A 16,706-nucleotide genomic window follows, 5' to 3' on the forward strand; every position below is an offset into this window, starting at 1 on the left:
TCTTTTTCAACAAGAATGAAAGAACAATCAGAAACAGGTGATCAGATGTTCGAACTAAAATGGCTGTGGAAGAACCTGGAGGGAGACCGTACGCGGTACATCCTGGCACTTTGCCTCTCGGTGGTGGGCTCCTCGCTCATGATCGTGAATCCTTACATCGGCCAGCGCATTGTCGATACGTTTATAGCAAATGACAACGCGTTGCAGAATTTAACGGAAGAGCGGGGGCTGCTCATTATGCTCTGCCTGGGCATGATCGGCTTTTCCTTGCTGCGTACGGGCCTTGCCTACCTGACGACGATGCAGTACGAATGGTCCTCGCAGAATATGCTTTATCGGGTCCGCGTATTTTTGTACAACAAGATTCAAGAGCAAGACATGAACTATTACGATCATAACCGTACCGGCGATCTTATGACCAAGATGACAGGCGATCTGGACATGGTGCGGCACTCCATGGCGTGGATTATCAAGACGATCATCGAATCGCTCACGATTTTCCTTGCCGCCGTGATTTACTTCTTTACGATTGACGTCGAGTTGACGCTATGGCTGTTGATTTTGTCTCCGCCGATTTTTGTGGTAGCTTACATCTTTGCGAAACGCGTACGCCCTATGTACGTGGATCTGCGTGAACGGCTGTCCCAGCTCAACACCACAACCCAGGAGAACATCTCGGGCAACCGTGTCGTCAAAGCTTTTGCACGCGAAGAATACGAGGTGGAGAAGTTCTCGGACAAGAACGTCAACTACTCCAAAGCGAACAAGACCGCCGCGCTCGTATGGCTCGATTACTTTCCTTATCTGGAGACCTTCGCGCAGGCATTTAACGTGATTCTGCTGCTGGCAGGCGGTTTGTTCGTCATGAACGGCCGGATCACCTTCGGTGAATTCGCCGCTTTCTCCTCGCTCATCTGGGCCATTTCCAACCCGATGCGCAATATCGGTATCATCATCAATGATATCCAACGTTTTTTTGCCAGCTTGACCAAAATTATCGAAGTCTATTACGCTCGTCCCGGCATCGTCAACGAGCACAATATGGTTGACAAACGCCGCTACAGCGGAGGCATCGAGTTTGACCATGTCAGCTTTAAATATGGCAGCGTAGAGGTTCTGCATGATGTAAGCTTCAAAATTAATCCGGGTGAAACCGTTGCCATCATGGGCTCGACCGGATCAGGGAAGACGACGCTCGTCAATCTGATTCCGCGCTTCTATGATGTGTCGCAGGGACGTGTTCTGGTCGACGGCACCGATGTACGCAAGCTGGAGCTTGACGAGCTTCGGGGTAACATCGGCGTGGCGACTCAGGATGTCCTCCTGTTCTCCGACACGATCGACGGGAATATCGCTTATGGCGATCCCGACCTTCCGGAAGAGGATACGATCGAATATGCCCGGCTTGCGGCAGCGCATGATTTCATTACCAAGATGCCGGAAGGTTATGACACCATCGTAGGGGAACGGGGCGTCGGCCTGTCCGGCGGACAGAAGCAACGTATCGCACTCGCTCGCGCTATGGCGGTTCAGCGTCCGATCCTCATTTTGGACGATACGACATCGGCCGTCGATTTGGAAACCGAGGAACATATCCAGAAAAGTTTACGTGAACTCGAATACCCCTGCACCAAGATCATTATCGCCCAACGCGTCTCGACCACCGCGGAAGCCGACCGGATCCTTATTCTGGACGAAGGCCGCCTGATCGAGGAAGGCACCCATGCCGAGTTGTTGGCGAAACGGGGTTATTACTACGAAGTGTTTATGCTGCAGAACGAGGGCATTGGAAGGCAGGTGACCGAGCATGGCAAGGAATAAATTCGACATCGACGAAAACCTGGAATCGCCCTTTGATATCAAGCATTTCCGGCGTGCGTTAGTCTACATCAAGAAGCAGAAGACACCGATGATTATCGCCTTCATTCTTAGCGCCATTTCGGCGGCGGTTTCGCTGTCGGCTCCGCTGATCATGCAGCATGTCATCGACGTCACGATCCCTGCGAAAGCCGTCGGCCCGTTGGTCGGCTGGTCGGCGCTCATGCTGGTCACCATTGTGGTCAGCGTCTATCTGGCCACGATCCGCTCACGGATGATGACGAGCGTCGGTCAGGACATTATCTTTGACATCCGGAGTGATCTGTTCAAGCACTTGCAGCAGCTGCCGTTCAAATATTATGATGATCGCCCTCAGGGCAAAATTTTGATCCGGGTCGTCAACTATGTCAACTCGGTATCGGATGTGTTATCCAACGGTATTATCAACTTTATTCTTGAAATCGTGAACTTGATCTTTATCGCGGCCTTTATGTTTGCCGTGGATGTCCGGCTGTCGTTCGTCATCCTGGCGGGTCTGCCTGTCTTCCTCGGCGTTATGCTGTTGATCAAGACCCGGCAACGGCGGGCATGGCAGGCGGTATCCAACAAGAGCTCCAATGTGAACGCCTACTTGCAGGAGAGCATCAGCGGTATCCGCGTGACGCAAATCTTCTCCCGCGAACAGCGCAACGAAGGAATCTTCACGCGCCTTGCAGGCAGCTTCCGCACGGAATGGATGCGCGCCCTGCGGTATAACGCGCTGATCCCGTTCACCGTCGATAATCTGGCGACGATCGTCACCGCGTTGATTTATCTTATCGGACTGCTGGCGCTGAATCCTCAGGATATCACCTTCGGGATCATTCTGGCGATGGGTACCTATGCTTTCCGGTTCTGGCAGCCGATTCTGAACTTGTCGCAGCTGTACAATAACTTCATCAATGCTGTCGCCTATCTGGAACGGATTTTCGAGACGCTGGACGAACCGGTCACCGTGAGCGATGTGCCGGACGCGAAGAAGTTGCCATCGATTCAAGGGAGAGTAACGTTTGACGACGTCACCTTCGCCTACGATCCCGGCAACAATATTCTTGAGAACCTTTCCTTCGATATCAAACCCGGGGAAAGCATTGCTTTGGTAGGACCGACAGGCGCAGGCAAAACGACGGTCGTCAACCTGATCTCGCGCTTCTATAATATTACCGGCGGCAAGATCCTGATCGACGGTCACGATATTTCACAGGTCACGCTCAATTCCCTGCGCAGCCAAATGGGGATCATGCTGCAGGACAGCTTCATTTTCTCAGGCACCATTCTCGATAATATTCGGTACGGGAAACTGGATGCCACGGAAGAAGAGATCATTGCGGCGGCGAAGACGGTATGCGCCGACGAATTCATCAGAGAGTTTGAGCATGGTTACCAAACCGAAGTCAATGAGCGCGGCTCGAAGCTGTCTCAGGGACAGCGGCAGCTGATCTCGTTCGCCCGTACGCTTCTGGCCGACCCGCGCATTCTTATTCTGGATGAGGCCACCTCTTCGATTGACGCGAAGACCGAGCGGCTGCTTCAGCAGGGCTTGAACGAACTGCTTAAAGGCCGGACCTCCTTCATCATCGCGCACCGGTTGTCCACGGTTAAGAACTGCGACCGTATCATGTACGTGTCCGACAAAGGCATCGCGGAATCCGGCTCGCACGATGAACTGATCGCCCGTCGCGGCCTGTACTACCGGCTTTACACGGCACAGAAGATGGAAGCTTAAGCTATCAACAATCCCCGAACCTAAAGATTTAAAAACAAGCTGCATTTTAAAATCAAAAAGCCCGTTCCATGGACATGTGTCGCAAGGAACGGGCGCTTTTTTTACTCGACCGTAGATAGTTCTTTTTCCGTTACCCACTTATGATTTGTGACTTGTTCACCGCTGACTGTATCGGTGTAATCCACCATATATACCGTTGTTTGTTCAACGGAATCAACAACAGCGTCAGCGCCTTCCATGCCTTTCATATGTTTAGCCATTAACACAACCTTATCTCCAGGTTTGAAGGGCTGATCGCCGGCGTTTTCAATTTCTTCATGGATGACCCATTTGTGATTTTTTACTGTGGTACCGCCGGTAGTCGGGGTATATGAAACCATATAGACATTTGTATCATATGCGCCTGTGATAGTCGCCTTGGCCCCCTTCATTCCTTCCATATGATCCGCTTGAATCACCGCCTCACTCCCCATCGGATAAGCCGGATTCTTTGCAACCTCCAAATCCGTCGGAACTTCACCTGAACCTGAATGATCCATTTGATCATGCGAGCTGGAACCCTCATTCATATTTGCTGCATTGTCCTTAGTGACAGCTGCATTATTGTCAGAACAAGCCGATACAACAAGCGCCATGGCTACAGATAGTATACCTATCAGGAAATTCTTATTCATTTTCCCATCTCCTCAATGCTGTTAGATATTATATGGTGTACAATCCTTATCATACCCCGCCTGGGTATATTTAAAACAAAACCGTTCTCTCCAACAACTACTACACCCTTTCAAACTTCATTTTGAGCACCTTTGATTATTCGCCTTTTTCTATAGACTTCTCGTTTTTGACCGATTATAATAACAAATACATCTAGAAAATACGAACATTAAGGCGGTAATTATGAGAAAATATATGCAAATATTCCAAGGGACTGCCTTTTCCAGCAAATCGCCCAAGGAAATTAAAGTATTGAAGGACCATCTTTTTTGTATCAACACGGAAGGCATGATCGCAAGAATCATTGCACCGCAAGATCCCGACTTTCAACCCCTGCTGGATGCGTATCAAGGGACCGATACCTTTCATCGCTTAGCTGAAGGTCAGTATTTATTGCCGGGTTTCATCGATCTGCATGTTCACGCGCCGCAATGGGCTCAATCCGGAACAGCCTTGGACATTCCGCTCTATGATTGGCTGAACACTTACACCTTCCCGCTCGAATCCAAATTCTCGGATCTGGAATTTGCCAAGAAGGTCTATGAGGATGTGGTTAGCACCCTGCTTGCAAACGGGACAACGACTGCACTTTATTTTGCAACAGTGCATAAAGAAGCCAGTATTCTGTTAGCTGAAATATGCGCCAGTAAAGGCCAGCGCGGATTGGTTGGCAAAGTTGTCATGGATGATCCCGCACAGAATCCAGAATACTACCGCGACGCGGATACCTCTTCGGCACTGGCGGATACGGAAGAATTCATTCTGGCTGTACAAGCTTTGGCCAAATCGGCAAAACAAGGCGTGTACCCGGTAGTAACTCCAAGATTCATACCAAGCTGTACAGACGAAGGTTTAAGAGGATTAGGAGAGCTGGCAGCCAAATACGATACCTATGTTCAATCGCATTGCAGCGAAAGCGACTGGGCTCACGGGTATGTACAAGAGCGGTTCCAGAAGAATGATGCCTTTGCTCTTCATGATTTCGGTCTGCTTCGTGACAAATCGGTCATGGCCCATTGTAATTTTCTCGATGATGAGGATGTACATTTATTTGCTGAGACAGGAACGGCGATTGCCCATTGTCCGGTATCCAACGCGTATTTTGCCAATAGTGTCATCCCGGTTGCTCATTTCCATGCCGAGGGGGTAGAGATTGGATTGGGGTCTGATATCTCCGGAGGATTCTCCCCCAGTCTGTTCGATAATATAAGGCAAGCTGTCATTTCTTCGAGAATGCTGGAAGACGGAGTTAATCCTTCCTTGCCAGCCAAGGAACGCGGCGTACCGGGATCACGGATTACCATTCATGAAGCGTTCTATCTTGCTACGGCCGGCGGCGGTGAAAGTTTAAGCTTACCTATCGGCCGTATTGAGGAGAACTATGCATGGGATGTCCAAATTATTGATACAAAAATACCGACTGCCAAATTGCCTATTTTTGACGAGAACGAAGATTTACATGACGTCTTTCAGAAAATGATGTATCTTGTTCGCCCCGAGAATATCCTTGAAGTCTGGGTACAAGGCGAAAGAGTCCATTCACGACGTTAAGAGTACAAAAAATACTGAAATATGAGGGGCGCATCTGAATTGAAGCCACAACTAGACAATCAAGATCAAACACAAGCGAAGTCACAGCATTTAACGGTCTTACCCGATGAGAAGATTTCATTCAGCAAATCCGTGATCCTGGGTTTGCAGCATGTATTAGCCATGGACGTCTACGTCGTACCTTTTCTGATTGCCATGTTAATCGGTTTACAAGCCGATCAGTCGAGCGCTTTAATTCAATCTACGTTTATTGCTGCCGGTCTGGCAACGATTGTACAGACTTATTTCTGCATGAAGCTGCCTATGGCCCAAGGTCCTTCCTATGTTCCGCTCGGTGCCATCATCACGATTTATGCCGCCAGCGGGGGCGGAGAAGCAGGCTGGAGTTCCGTGTTGGGTGCCAGCATCATTGGCGCTGTCCTAGTTATTATTCTGGGTTATACCGGCATCTTCAATAAAATCGTCAAATCGTTTATCCCTCCGATCGTAGGGGGAACGATTATATTTGTTGTAGGTCTTTCCCTTTTGCCGGTGGCCATTCAAGATAACATCTATGGTGCCGCTGACGCTTCAATCCGTCAAAATGTATTATTAGCCCTAATTTCAGGGGCCGTGCTCCTTTTATTCGTTATCCTGGGTTCTCTGTTCCGCACCAAGGGTTCATTGTTCCGCATCACTTCTGTAATGATCGCCTTAGTTGTTGGCTGCATTTCCGCAGACTTCATGGGTATCTTGGATTTCTCGGCGGTCGGGAACACCAATTGGTTTAGCATGCCGCAGATTCCTTTTGCTGATTTTGGCTTTTCCTTCAATATTTCTGCGATCATCACCATGGTTATCATCTATATCGTACTGCTGGCTGAAACTACAGGAACTTGGTTTGCGATCAGTAACGTCATTGATAAGCCGCTAACGGACAAGAACATTAATCGAGGGGTGATCGGAGAAGGCATCAGCTGCCTGATTTCTTCCTTACTCGGTTCCACTCCGGTTACAGGCTATTCCACGAATGCAGGCATTATATCCATCACCGGTGTTGCCAGCCGCCGGGTCTTTCTCGCGGTAGGAGGTTGGTTCGTCCTCTTCGGCTGCTCCGGTAAATTAGCTGCTCTGATCTCTGCAATTCCTTCGGCTGTAATCGGCGGGGTATTCGCCATCATCTGCGGCATTATCTCCATTAACGGCTTGCAGGTCATGAGAAACGAGACCATCGGCGAAAAAGAGATGTACACCATCGCGATCCCTATGATTTTAACCTTAGCGTTAGTGCTTATTCCTTCCGATTTCTTGAACTCTTTGCCGACTTTCGTGCAATATATCCTAGGCTCGCCTATTCTGGTTGCATCGATGGGAGCAATACTATTAAACAAATTATTACCCGGCGAGAAGCGCGAAATAAGTCTCTCATAATTTCACATCGATAGACTACGAATATAAATAAAACTGGGGCCGATCAAGTTCGGCCCCAGTTTGCATTCGAGTGTTCTTATGTTTCTTGGACGATCTCAAAATTCCATACTTAGCATTGACCAATAAGATTGGGATCGATGCTAATTCCGGGTCACCTGAACCGTAATCGACTCCCCTCTGGTCACCCCTGATGCGTTTATAATTTCCGCATAATAGACATAAGTACCCGCCGTTTTTCCTTCGATTTTCGTTACGGCTCCTTGGGCATTCGGGGTAGCCTCCAAAAGAGATTGCGTATCGATCTGCTCCCCATTTTCGTAAAGCCGATATTCGAAGCCATTAGTTCCCCACCACATATTCATGGAGATCAGGTAGTTTCCGTCACCATCCCAATTATCATGGGACAAGACCGGTTTACCGGGACCCGCATCCGAGACAACAACGACATGCGGTTGCGACCTCGTGACTCCTTGGGAATTGCTCAGTTCGCCGACATAGGTATACACTCCGTTTGATTTTCCGGCGATATCGACAGTCAGGGATTGAGCCGAAGGACTGGCGTCTGTGAGTGAGATCGTCTGAATCAGGATGTCGTTCTCATACAGCTTAAACTCCGACCCGTTATTTCCCCACCACATATTCATGGAGATCGTATAATTTCCGTCCCGGAGTCCGGTATCATGTCCATTGTTGTCCGATAGAACAGGTGTGCCCGGCGCTCCTGCGGCAAGGGACTTCTTCACCTGAAATGCGAACTGATCGCGGGATTGATTACCCGCCGCATCTTCCACCGTATACTGTACGGTGTGTCCGCCCAAGCCAAGGTCCTTCGCACTGATCGGCTGACCGGTTTCAACCTCTTGCCCGTCTATCGACAGTTTCTGTACAGCTATTCCGGAACCGCTATCCGAGCTCTTAAGCTCGAACTTTAGCATATCGGACTCCCACACATCCCCCACGCTTTTTCCTGATTGAGTCAAAGCTACCGCCGGGGCCGTCATGTCCAGCTTCGCTACGATAGACTTCGTCGTTTCAGCGGCACCGCTGCTGCTTACGGAGTAATAACGAATGAGGTTGGTTCCTTCCGTTTCCACAGTAAACGGCTCCGTATACTCCAGCTCAGGCCCCTCATTCACAGCGTATTTCGTGGAAACCTTACCCGTACCCTGAGGATTCGAAGTCGTCAAAGTAACAGTTACGCTCCGGTTAAACCAACCGTTCCCGTTAGGCGTTTCGGAAAGGGCAGCCGTCGTTACCGGCGGAGCAGTGGCCGGGGAAGCCGAAATATCGCTCAGTCCCCGAACCTTCAATTGATAGATCCCCTTAAAAATGGAGGACACGCCTTGTAAATTTACGACCTGCCCTTCCTGATAAGGAAAGTCGGCCAAAGTGATACCGGTTCTGGCGTCTACGCGAACATGATTACGGGTCCCGTCTTCGCCAATCGCATCGAATTCAAATGAACCCGCCGGGGCTGCCGTCACGATATTCGATATTTTAGCCTGGCGGAGTTCGATCAGCCTGCCTTGATTATCGCCGTTTACGGACGACGCCGTTTGCGGCTCAGGCGTAGCCGATGTTCCGGTCTTCTCAATGGATACCGGGTTCGTCAATTCAAGCTCCGTATTATACAAGGCCGTTGTTGCGGTAATCTTCACGACATCCCCTTGGTGGAAGCCTTCGGTATTTTGATATACATAGATACCGCCCGTGTCATCCTGCATATAAAAGGTCTGTCCGCCGAAAATTCCCGGCTCGGTTGTGACCGTCCCCCGCAAAGTAACCACGCTTCCCTCCGGCTTGTTCCGTCCTTCGGCAATCGTAATCAGGGCAGGCACGGCATTCCCATCGTCCGGCAGCGGCTCTGCAGGCACATTTGCCAAAGTCACCGGCTTCGTAAGCAGATTATTACCGTTTTGCCTCAAACGGAGGTTTCCCGCCCCGCTTGTCCCTGGCTTGATCCGGACCGTCAAATCCTTCGTCGCGCGTCCCTGGCTGTTCGAATTCACGGTGAACGTTTCCCCGTATCCATAGTCGGCCGGCCACGTTCCGTCCGCCTTTCTTACCTTCGCCACTTGGGTTCCTCCGGTCAAATAGATGCCGGTGCTGAATCCCGATACGCTCGAATTGGCAGGCAGGTTATCGATAACGACGCGAATCTGAAAATCCTGCGCATTAGGCAGAGTCGCCTGGTGCACAAAATTGTAAGCCGGGCTCGCGCTCGCTGTTTGTCCCCCATAGGAGCCTGGCTTGAACGTAGTCTGATCCCACCACTTATATCCGGCTGCCGGCGCAGACCAAGGCTCGGACTGGGGTTCGGTGGACGCCTCGGGAGCTTCGAAAGGAAGCAGCTTCGTCTCCTCGTCGAGCTGCAAGTTCTCCACTTGATTCAGACTCGTATAATTTTCCTGCTCCGCTAACCAGTTCACCAGATTCACAAGCAGCGTCGCATCGTCTTGTTCTTTGAAGCCGTCATAGGTCGTCTTTTTGGCTCCGGTTTCCTCCCGCAAATATTTAGGAGTAGCGTCCTCCACAGGAGAGGAATCGCCGATGAAGGCCGCCTTGCCGAGTCCCACTTTGGAGACTGCCACATACGGTCCTTCCGCCACGCCCCCGCCTTGATAGACACCCTGATCGACCGCATTGCCCCAAGCCTCGTTAGTCTTTGGAAGATAAACGATGCCTTTGGCTTTGCTCGGGTCCGTAATCGCCAGCGTAGAACCGGCATGCATGGCCACTCCCGCGACCCCTTCAGTAATGCCGAAGGCCTGGTCCGGCGCCACAATGTGATTGGCCGTAATATCGCCCAGAGCATTATAACGGAACCGGACCCCGAAATGATCGGAAAGCCAGTCGGAACTGACGACTCCCTGCATGGCGGCGGAGTTTTTCTCCTCCGCGCTCATCCCTTTCACAGGATTCTCCCAAGCTCCCCGGCGATAGCCGTTGATGGACTCGGAGCCGTCCCAGCGGTTCTTGTTGCGGTCGGCATTGTAGTGATCCCCGATAAAGAAAATGCTCCCGCCTTCTTCGACATATTGCTTCATCGCTGCCTGTTCACTTTGCTTAAAAGGAATATTCGGTTCGGCTACCACGAACACCTCGTAACTGCTTAAATCGCTGTAAGTAATCGGAGTGGACTTGCGAAGCTCCTTCACATCAAAGCCATCCCCCGCCAGAGCTTGTCCGAAATCGGAAAACCCGCCGTCAATAACCCAATCGGCTGCCCCCGCCGTCTGCCCGTGCGTATTGTCGAAGAGCACTTTTTTGCCTGCATTCTCATTGATTACCTTTGCGGCAATGTGCGGTGCCGGATCACTCGGTCCTTCCGCAAATACGGACGACGATTCCATGCCAAATCCCAATTGAAGCGACAACGCCAAAGACAGCGCAATTCCCGACCGCAGCCATTTGGCTCCGGTTCCAGCGATTCTCTTCATGATTTCCCTCCCATAGGCTAAAGAGTAGTACAACACCCTTATTCTGGCACGGGAGTATTATTGGAGGACCCTGTTTATGTAAACATTTGTAAACCAAAACGGCGACTTGCCTCAATGACGCCCTGAGGTCAAATCGCCGTTTGAACTAACCATCTTATCCGGATCGAATCCCCTTATCCAAAAATCGCCGATCCTTCGTTTATTGGGTCACCCCATGAATATACGTTAGCGGCGGGGTATCCAATGCGCCTTGTCCCGGATTATAGGTAAAGAAATATTCGACAGTATCCCCGGCTTGCAGATTATTTACGGGATAGGTATAGTTGCCGTTCCCTGCCGGAGTCATCGCTACGTTCATCTGTACGCCGTTGTTTATTTTGTAGTGCAAGTCCGCAAAGGTAGCGCCATTTACGTAAAACAACAGGTTATCGCCCGTTTTCTTCAGTCCGCGTACCTCATCGCCGATGATGATCACGGCGGGAGCCTTCGGCACAACGGTGATAGTAGCGGAGGCTGCTTTGTTGCCGTCAACGGTGGTAGCCGTTACGGTGGCCATGCCAGGAGCCAGCCCGGTCACCTTTCCCTGCTGATTCACGGAAGCAATACCGGCGTTGGAAACGGTCCAGTTGACCTGCTTGTTGGTAGCATTGGCCGGCGTAACAGAGGCATTTAACTGCACCTGCTGGTCAACTTCAATCTGTGCGGATGCTTGATCCAGGGTCACGCCGGTAACGGGAACATTTCCCGGATTCTCGCCGCCCGTTGAGCCCGGATTATACACGCGCACATAGTCCACCTGCATGGTTGCCGGGATATCCGATGGATCCGGAGCCAGGCCGCCGTCAAAATGTCCGCCGATCGCCAGGTTCATAATAATGTAGAAAGGCTGATCAAATGGAGCGTTCGGATTGTTCGGTGCCGCAACGGAATACCATTGATCTCTCGTAACCTTGAAGAAGAACTTACCGTCCACATACCATTTGAAGTTATCCTCTTCCCAGATCAAGGTATAGACATGGAAGTCATTTGCAAACGTCTGCCCTTGAGGGAAGTGATACTCGCCCGCAATATATCTGTTCACCGGCCATTGGCCGCCAAAATGCACCGCCCCGCTGGTCGTGCCGGGCAGGCGTCCTTTTGCTTCCATCACGTCAATCTCGCCGGAAGCCGCCCAAGCGCCATAAACGGCATCTTCGGGAAGCATCCAAAGCGCCGGCCAGACACCGTTGCCTGTAGGCAGCTTGGCTCTAAAATCCACTCTTCCGTACTGGAAGGAAAAATGATCCTTGGTATTAATTTTGCCTGAGGAATACTGTGCAACCCGCGTTGGATCCTGCGGGAACGTCTTGGGATCGTTCAGGGCTCTGATATTCAGGACACCGTCCTGCAAAAATACGTTTTGAGCACTATTGGTATAATGCTCGAGTTCCGCATTGCCCCAACCCCAGCTGTTGGGGTCATCGTTGATATAATAACCCGTCTCATAGTTCCATTTACTAGTATCTAACTGGGATCCGTTAAACTCATCCTGCCAGGCGAGCGTCATGCCTTCGATGGCCGGGTTGTTTGGAGTTCCGATTGGAATATCTTCATGATCCGTCTCGTCCGGGCGAGGGGCGTTCGGATTGCCTATAAAGGTATAGTAGACAAAATTGCTGCCGACATTTCCGCCGGCCTGCCCGTTCAATGGATAGCCGATCCGTATCTGCATGTCCTCCTGGATCGGCTGGAACCAAAGCCCATAGATATAATCGGCCCAATATCCCCACTGGTTGGCAGCCGACATATTGTTGTAGCCGTTCCCGGAATAGATGAATCCGCTCTGGCCGGAATTGCTCAAATCGACCCATTGGCCGTTGATATTAATCTGGTATACGAACTTGCCCAGCTCGGAGCCTATAGCTGCGCCTCCGTCTATTTTAGGCAGAGGGAATCCGATGGAGCCGCTTTCATTTGCCGTGTAGGTCGTTCCTTCATAAGGGGTTAAAGTGTACGAATTTCTTACCGGCTCATTAAAGGTAATCGTATAGACTACATTGGCCGAAGAAGTTTTGGATTGCAGCTTTACGTTAATGGACTCCGTTACCGTAAACCAGTAGCCTCCTCCGCCATCGGTGAATTGACCGAAGTTGCTGTCATAGATCCAGCCGCTGGCCGCATTATTGTCAATATCGATCCATGTGCTGCTGTTTACAGGTTTTACGTACAACTTCAAATCATCCGCAACGGCTGCATAAGTGATTGCCGGATCATTGTTGAAAATCGGATAAGTAAAGCCTGCACCGCCCGTAAAGCCCGCGGTAATCTGCGGTCCTTGTGTCGGCGTCATCGCGCTGATGGTCGTTTTATTCAAGTTTTGAAAAACAAGATGATAGTCCAGTGTAACGCCGCCGTTTGCCTTGGAGTACAGCTGAATTTCCGTCGTAGCGGAAAGGGTGAACCAAAAGCCGCTCACACCGCCGTCACTCCAATGCCCCCAGTTTTGGTTATAAATATATCCGCCGGCACTATCGATATCGATCCAACTGCCATTGACCTTAACTTTTACGCCCAAGTCGCCGGAGACATCTTGCCAGGTAGCCGAGCCCCCGTTAAAAACAGGCATTACAAACCCGTAGCTGGCTTGTCCGACCCCCGATTTGGAGATGACAGGCCCGTCTGCTGCCGAAAAGTAGGTCATGGATGTAATTGTGGTTCCTGCTTGCGTCGCTTCCCCGTCCGCCTGCACCTTCGCTGTCGGCAATAGACCTAAGCTAACCGTCAAGACCGCCGCCAAAACCAAACACAGCACCCTTTGCCTAAACCTTTTCATAAATACCCTCCCTCAATAAATTAGAGTATATGGTAGACACTTCCATTCTATCGAACAAAAGAATCCTATGAAAAGGTGCAATAATTTTTGTTATGACCCATTTTTTTGGATTTTAATGGTGTTTTTGACACCGGGGCGGGCCTTTCCTTCTACCAATATCCTAGTATCCCTTTTTCCAGCCGAACCAGCGCTTCCAGATAGAAATAGTCTCCCCAGATCATAAAGTCATCGGGCGCGCGATCCCCGCGGACATGGTAAGAACCATGCTTCAGCAGCCCTTCAGCATCCGGAAGGTCCGTCGCGGCATATTTACCGGCCAGCGATTTCATACTGCGATTCAGCACGTGTGCGAACCATTCCCGTTCCGGGTCATCTTCCTCCGTCAGTTTCAGCAGTTCCAAGAGACCGCAAGCAACGATGGCCGAAGCCGAGCTGTCCCGCGGCGTACCTTCTTCGACCGGGACATCGAAATCCCAGTACACAACAGCATCTTCGGGAAGATGTTTAATAAAATACCTTGCCATCTTTTTTGAGGTTTCCAAAAAAGCCGGATACCCCGTATAGCGGTAGGCCAGAGCGAAACCGTAGATTCCCCAGGCCTGCCCCCGCGTCCAGGTGGACCCGTCTTGATAGCCCTGATGGGTTCCGCCGCGAAGCGCATGCCCGTTCTCCGGATTGAAGTAGAAGGTATGATAGGAGGATCCGTCCCCGCGGACCAAAAACTTCTGGCTCATCAAGGCATGCTTCATAGCGATGTCATAATATTCGGATTTTCCTGTCTGCTCGTGCGCCCAAAACAGAAGCGGAAGGTTCAGCAGACAATCGATGATCATCCGCCCTCCGTTTTCCGGGTCCCCTTCCTTGCCCCATGCCTGGATAATGCCAATCTGCGGCCGGAAGCGTCCGACCAGAAGATCGGCGGCCCGCAAGGCAAGCTCCTTAGCCTCCTCGCTTCCCGTTACCCGCCACTGGGCTACCGCGGATAAGGAATACAAGAAGCCGATGTCATGATGATCCAAGGCAACATGCCGGTCCAGCCGGTCCTGAAAGTTTGCCAGGTAAGACTCCGCTGCTTCTTTATACACCGGTTCTCTCTTATACTCATAGGCCAACCACATCATGCCGATGTAGAAGCCTTCAATCCAGTCCCAGTTTCCGTCCCATTCATAGCTCAAACTCCCGGTGCGTTCCGTAATATGCGGAAGCTGTCCGGGATGGTTAGCTATGTTGTGCTTTAATTTTTGAAGCGCATCTTCTAACGCCTGCTCCCACATCAACACTCATCTCCTTGCCGGATAAAGTTCAAAACATCCAAACGGGCAAATTCCTGTTTGGCATCCGCGCTCGTCACGATCCATCGCCCTTCCGCGTCCCGCTTGACTTGCGGAGGACAGCATAACAGCTTCGTATTCGCCTCGGTATAGGCCGCTCCGAACACAGCAGACACGAGCCAATGCTCTCCCGGATCAAGTTGGGCAGTCAAAGTCGGAATCAATGTTCTCGGCTTAAGGAGATTTGTATTTGCCTCCGGGAAAATAATTACCGCTTCTGCGAACCCTTCCAAACCGCTGATCCCGCTGATGCCCCATGGTAGCGAGATGAAAGAACTCCCTGTAGATACGTTGACGGCCGTTTCTTCCGCTATGGAGAAATCGGTAGGTCTTCCGATAGCAAATCCGCCCTCCGCCGCATCCAGTAAACGGGTAGTCACGATCCGGTGGATACGCACATGCCAAAGACCGGCCGGTACCAGCCATGTCCGCACCTCCACGTCCTTCCAAGGAAGCCAGCGGGAGTATACGAAGGTATCTTCGATTTTGAACTCCTCGCAAAAGCGCCGCACCCGATAATGTCCGTCCCGCTCGCATAACGCCAGTGTGGAATCATGTGCCCCTTCGCCGAGTCTGAAATAGCCCTTAGGCACGCTGAATCCAAATCTCGTAGAATACGCGAATTTGGAGTATTTCGCCGCGCTGTGGGCCATTTCGAAGTTCGCCATTTGCCCGGAAGCTAAAGCGGTGACATGGCCGTCTCCTTCGGGGCGGCACAGCACCATACGGGCACAAGGCTGGGCAACCACCGGTTTTAAAGATGGCAGCGGCTCTTCTTCAACGGACCAAAAAGGATGCTCCTCCGGCAAGGCCAGGATCAGAAATGTTTTATAGGCCCAGTACGGGGAGCCCGGAGCATTGTAGCTTTCGCCCATCAGCAGGTTCGGATAAGCGTATCCGATGCTGAGCAGTCCATCCGACAAAAAGATGGGCTGATCAAACCACCACCGTAGATGCCGCATGATAATCCCCTTCATCACACCCAGCGAAAAGGGCTCCACCCCGGCAAATACGAGCGCCGACCAAAAGGAAGCCTGCGCAAACCGGTAAGTCAGGCTGCGTCCAAAGGGAAGACTGCTTCCATCCTCGGCAAACCAGTATATAAAGCTTTGGGCAAAGGTCCCTGCCCTTTCCCGGTATTTCTTTGCCCGTTCCGGATCGTCTTCTTCCATTAACTGTGCATAAATCAGGGTATAATAGTGCATCGCAAACGGAATGTAGTAATCCCGCTGATCGGTAATCCCGTCCGAATACCAGCCATCGTCCAAATAGTACGTATCGATAAGCTCCAGGTATTCATCCATAATGGCTTGATCAAAAGGCAGACCCGCCTTCTTGAATCCGACGTTGACGAGCACGGTGAACATCAGCCAGTTATTCGGGTTGGAATGATCCACAAGGTTAATCTGGTTCAACCACGTGTATACCTGTTGCTTCTGCTGCTCACTCAGCGGATCCCAGATCTTATGAGGGGCCAAGGCCAGGCCGAGGCCAAGGATCGCCTGTTCCACCATCCTTTGGTCCTGCGTTTGAAAATCTCCCCAGTACTCCTCATGCGCCGGATCGGTTCCATGGATGATGCCTTCCAGGAATAATGGCCATAAATCCGATTCGCCTCCGCCGCAAGCATGGGGAACCAACCCCCAAAGCGGGCGGGCAAAGGCCTCCATCAGCGCAATCGCTTCATTATGAATCGCCGCCGTATTTCCCAACTTGAGACCCGCGCATCCGGCCGTAAAATGCGGTTTCAAAGGCTTCAACGTCTCGTGCACTACCGCTTGCAGATCCGCTTTGCTGTCAAACCGCAGTCCGGAAATGGCCTTATTTTCTCGTTCCATCGTTCTCATCCTCTCCTGGCAACTATC

Annotated in this window: 9 protein-coding genes; 4 read left to right on the forward strand and 5 right to left on the reverse strand. The window is 51.2% G+C overall.

The window, feature by feature from the left end; translation table 11 throughout:
- The first annotated feature begins 15 nt into the window (after positions 1 to 15).
- Complete coding sequence (locus NYE70_RS21625; RefSeq protein WP_341048122.1) at positions 16 to 1,821, forward strand: ABC transporter ATP-binding protein; 1,806 nt, start codon at positions 16 to 18, stop codon at positions 1,819 to 1,821.
- Positions 1,808 to 3,583, forward strand: a complete 1,776-nt coding sequence (locus tag NYE70_RS21630) for an ABC transporter ATP-binding protein (RefSeq protein WP_211022848.1) — start codon at positions 1,808 to 1,810, stop codon at positions 3,581 to 3,583. The genes NYE70_RS21625 and NYE70_RS21630 overlap by 14 nt, the downstream gene beginning before the upstream one ends.
- 101 nt (positions 3,584 to 3,684) lie before the next feature.
- On the opposite strand, the gene NYE70_RS21635 is transcribed toward NYE70_RS21630, so the two are convergent.
- Entirely contained in the window at positions 3,685 to 4,257 is a 573-nt protein-coding gene (locus NYE70_RS21635) for a YdhK family protein (RefSeq protein ID WP_341048123.1), read from the reverse strand.
- Positions 4,258 to 4,480: 223 nt separating this feature from the next.
- On the opposite strand from NYE70_RS21635, the gene guaD reads away from it, so the two are divergent.
- Together guaD and NYE70_RS21645 are read left to right on the forward strand one after the other, a co-directional pair.
- The gene (guaD, locus tag NYE70_RS21640) at positions 4,481 to 5,848 is read left to right on the forward strand and encodes a guanine deaminase (RefSeq protein ID WP_341048125.1); all 1,368 of its coding nucleotides are present in this window, start codon (positions 4,481 to 4,483) and stop codon (positions 5,846 to 5,848) included.
- A gap of 39 nt (positions 5,849 to 5,887) precedes the next feature.
- On the forward strand, positions 5,888 to 7,258 hold the full coding sequence (locus NYE70_RS21645; protein WP_341048127.1) for a uracil-xanthine permease family protein: 1,371 nt from the start codon (positions 5,888 to 5,890) through the stop codon (positions 7,256 to 7,258).
- A 140-nt stretch (positions 7,259 to 7,398) separates the two neighbouring features.
- Here NYE70_RS21645 and NYE70_RS21650 read toward each other — a convergent pair whose 3' ends face one another.
- The 4 genes from NYE70_RS21650 to NYE70_RS21665 form a co-directional block, all read right to left on the reverse strand.
- A complete protein-coding gene (locus NYE70_RS21650; protein WP_341048129.1) occupies positions 7,399 to 10,698 on the reverse strand; it encodes an endonuclease in 3,300 nt (1,099 codons plus the stop codon).
- Between the two features lie 199 nt (positions 10,699 to 10,897).
- Entirely contained in the window at positions 10,898 to 13,510 is a 2,613-nt protein-coding gene (locus NYE70_RS21655) for a family 16 glycosylhydrolase (protein ID WP_341048130.1), read from the reverse strand.
- A 149-nt stretch (positions 13,511 to 13,659) separates the two neighbouring features.
- Positions 13,660 to 14,784, reverse strand: coding sequence for a glycoside hydrolase family 88 protein (locus NYE70_RS21660; RefSeq protein ID WP_341048944.1), 1,125 nt, complete (start codon positions 14,782 to 14,784; stop codon positions 13,660 to 13,662).
- A complete protein-coding gene (locus NYE70_RS21665; protein WP_341048131.1) occupies positions 14,784 to 16,679 on the reverse strand; it encodes a DUF2264 domain-containing protein in 1,896 nt (631 codons plus the stop codon). Before NYE70_RS21665 ends, NYE70_RS21660 begins: the two co-directional genes overlap by 1 nt.
- Positions 16,680 to 16,706: the final 27 nt, after the last annotated feature.

Origin of the sequence: Paenibacillus sp. FSL R5-0407 (assembly GCF_038009185.1) — a bacterium.
Classification (GTDB): Bacteria; Bacillota; Bacilli; order Paenibacillales; family Paenibacillaceae; genus Fontibacillus; species Fontibacillus vini.

Coding starts and splice junctions, on each gene's coding strand:
- NYE70_RS21625 (WP_341048122.1), top strand. CDS start 16: ATGAAAGAACAATCAGAAACAGGTGATCAGATGTTCGAACTAAAATGG.
- NYE70_RS21630 (WP_211022848.1), top strand. CDS start 1,808: ATGGCAAGGAATAAATTCGACATCGACGAAAACCTGGAATCGCCCTTT.
- NYE70_RS21635 (WP_341048123.1), bottom strand. CDS start 4,257: ATGAATAAGAATTTCCTGATAGGTATACTATCTGTAGCCATGGCGCTT.
- guaD (WP_341048125.1), top strand. CDS start 4,481: ATGAGAAAATATATGCAAATATTCCAAGGGACTGCCTTTTCCAGCAAA.
- NYE70_RS21650 (WP_341048129.1), bottom strand. CDS start 10,698: ATGAAGAGAATCGCTGGAACCGGAGCCAAATGGCTGCGGTCGGGAATT.
- NYE70_RS21655 (WP_341048130.1), bottom strand. CDS start 13,510: ATGAAAAGGTTTAGGCAAAGGGTGCTGTGTTTGGTTTTGGCGGCGGTC.
- NYE70_RS21660 (WP_341048944.1), bottom strand. CDS start 14,784: ATGTGGGAGCAGGCGTTAGAAGATGCGCTTCAAAAATTAAAGCACAAC.
- NYE70_RS21665 (WP_341048131.1), bottom strand. CDS start 16,679: ATGGAACGAGAAAATAAGGCCATTTCCGGACTGCGGTTTGACAGCAAA.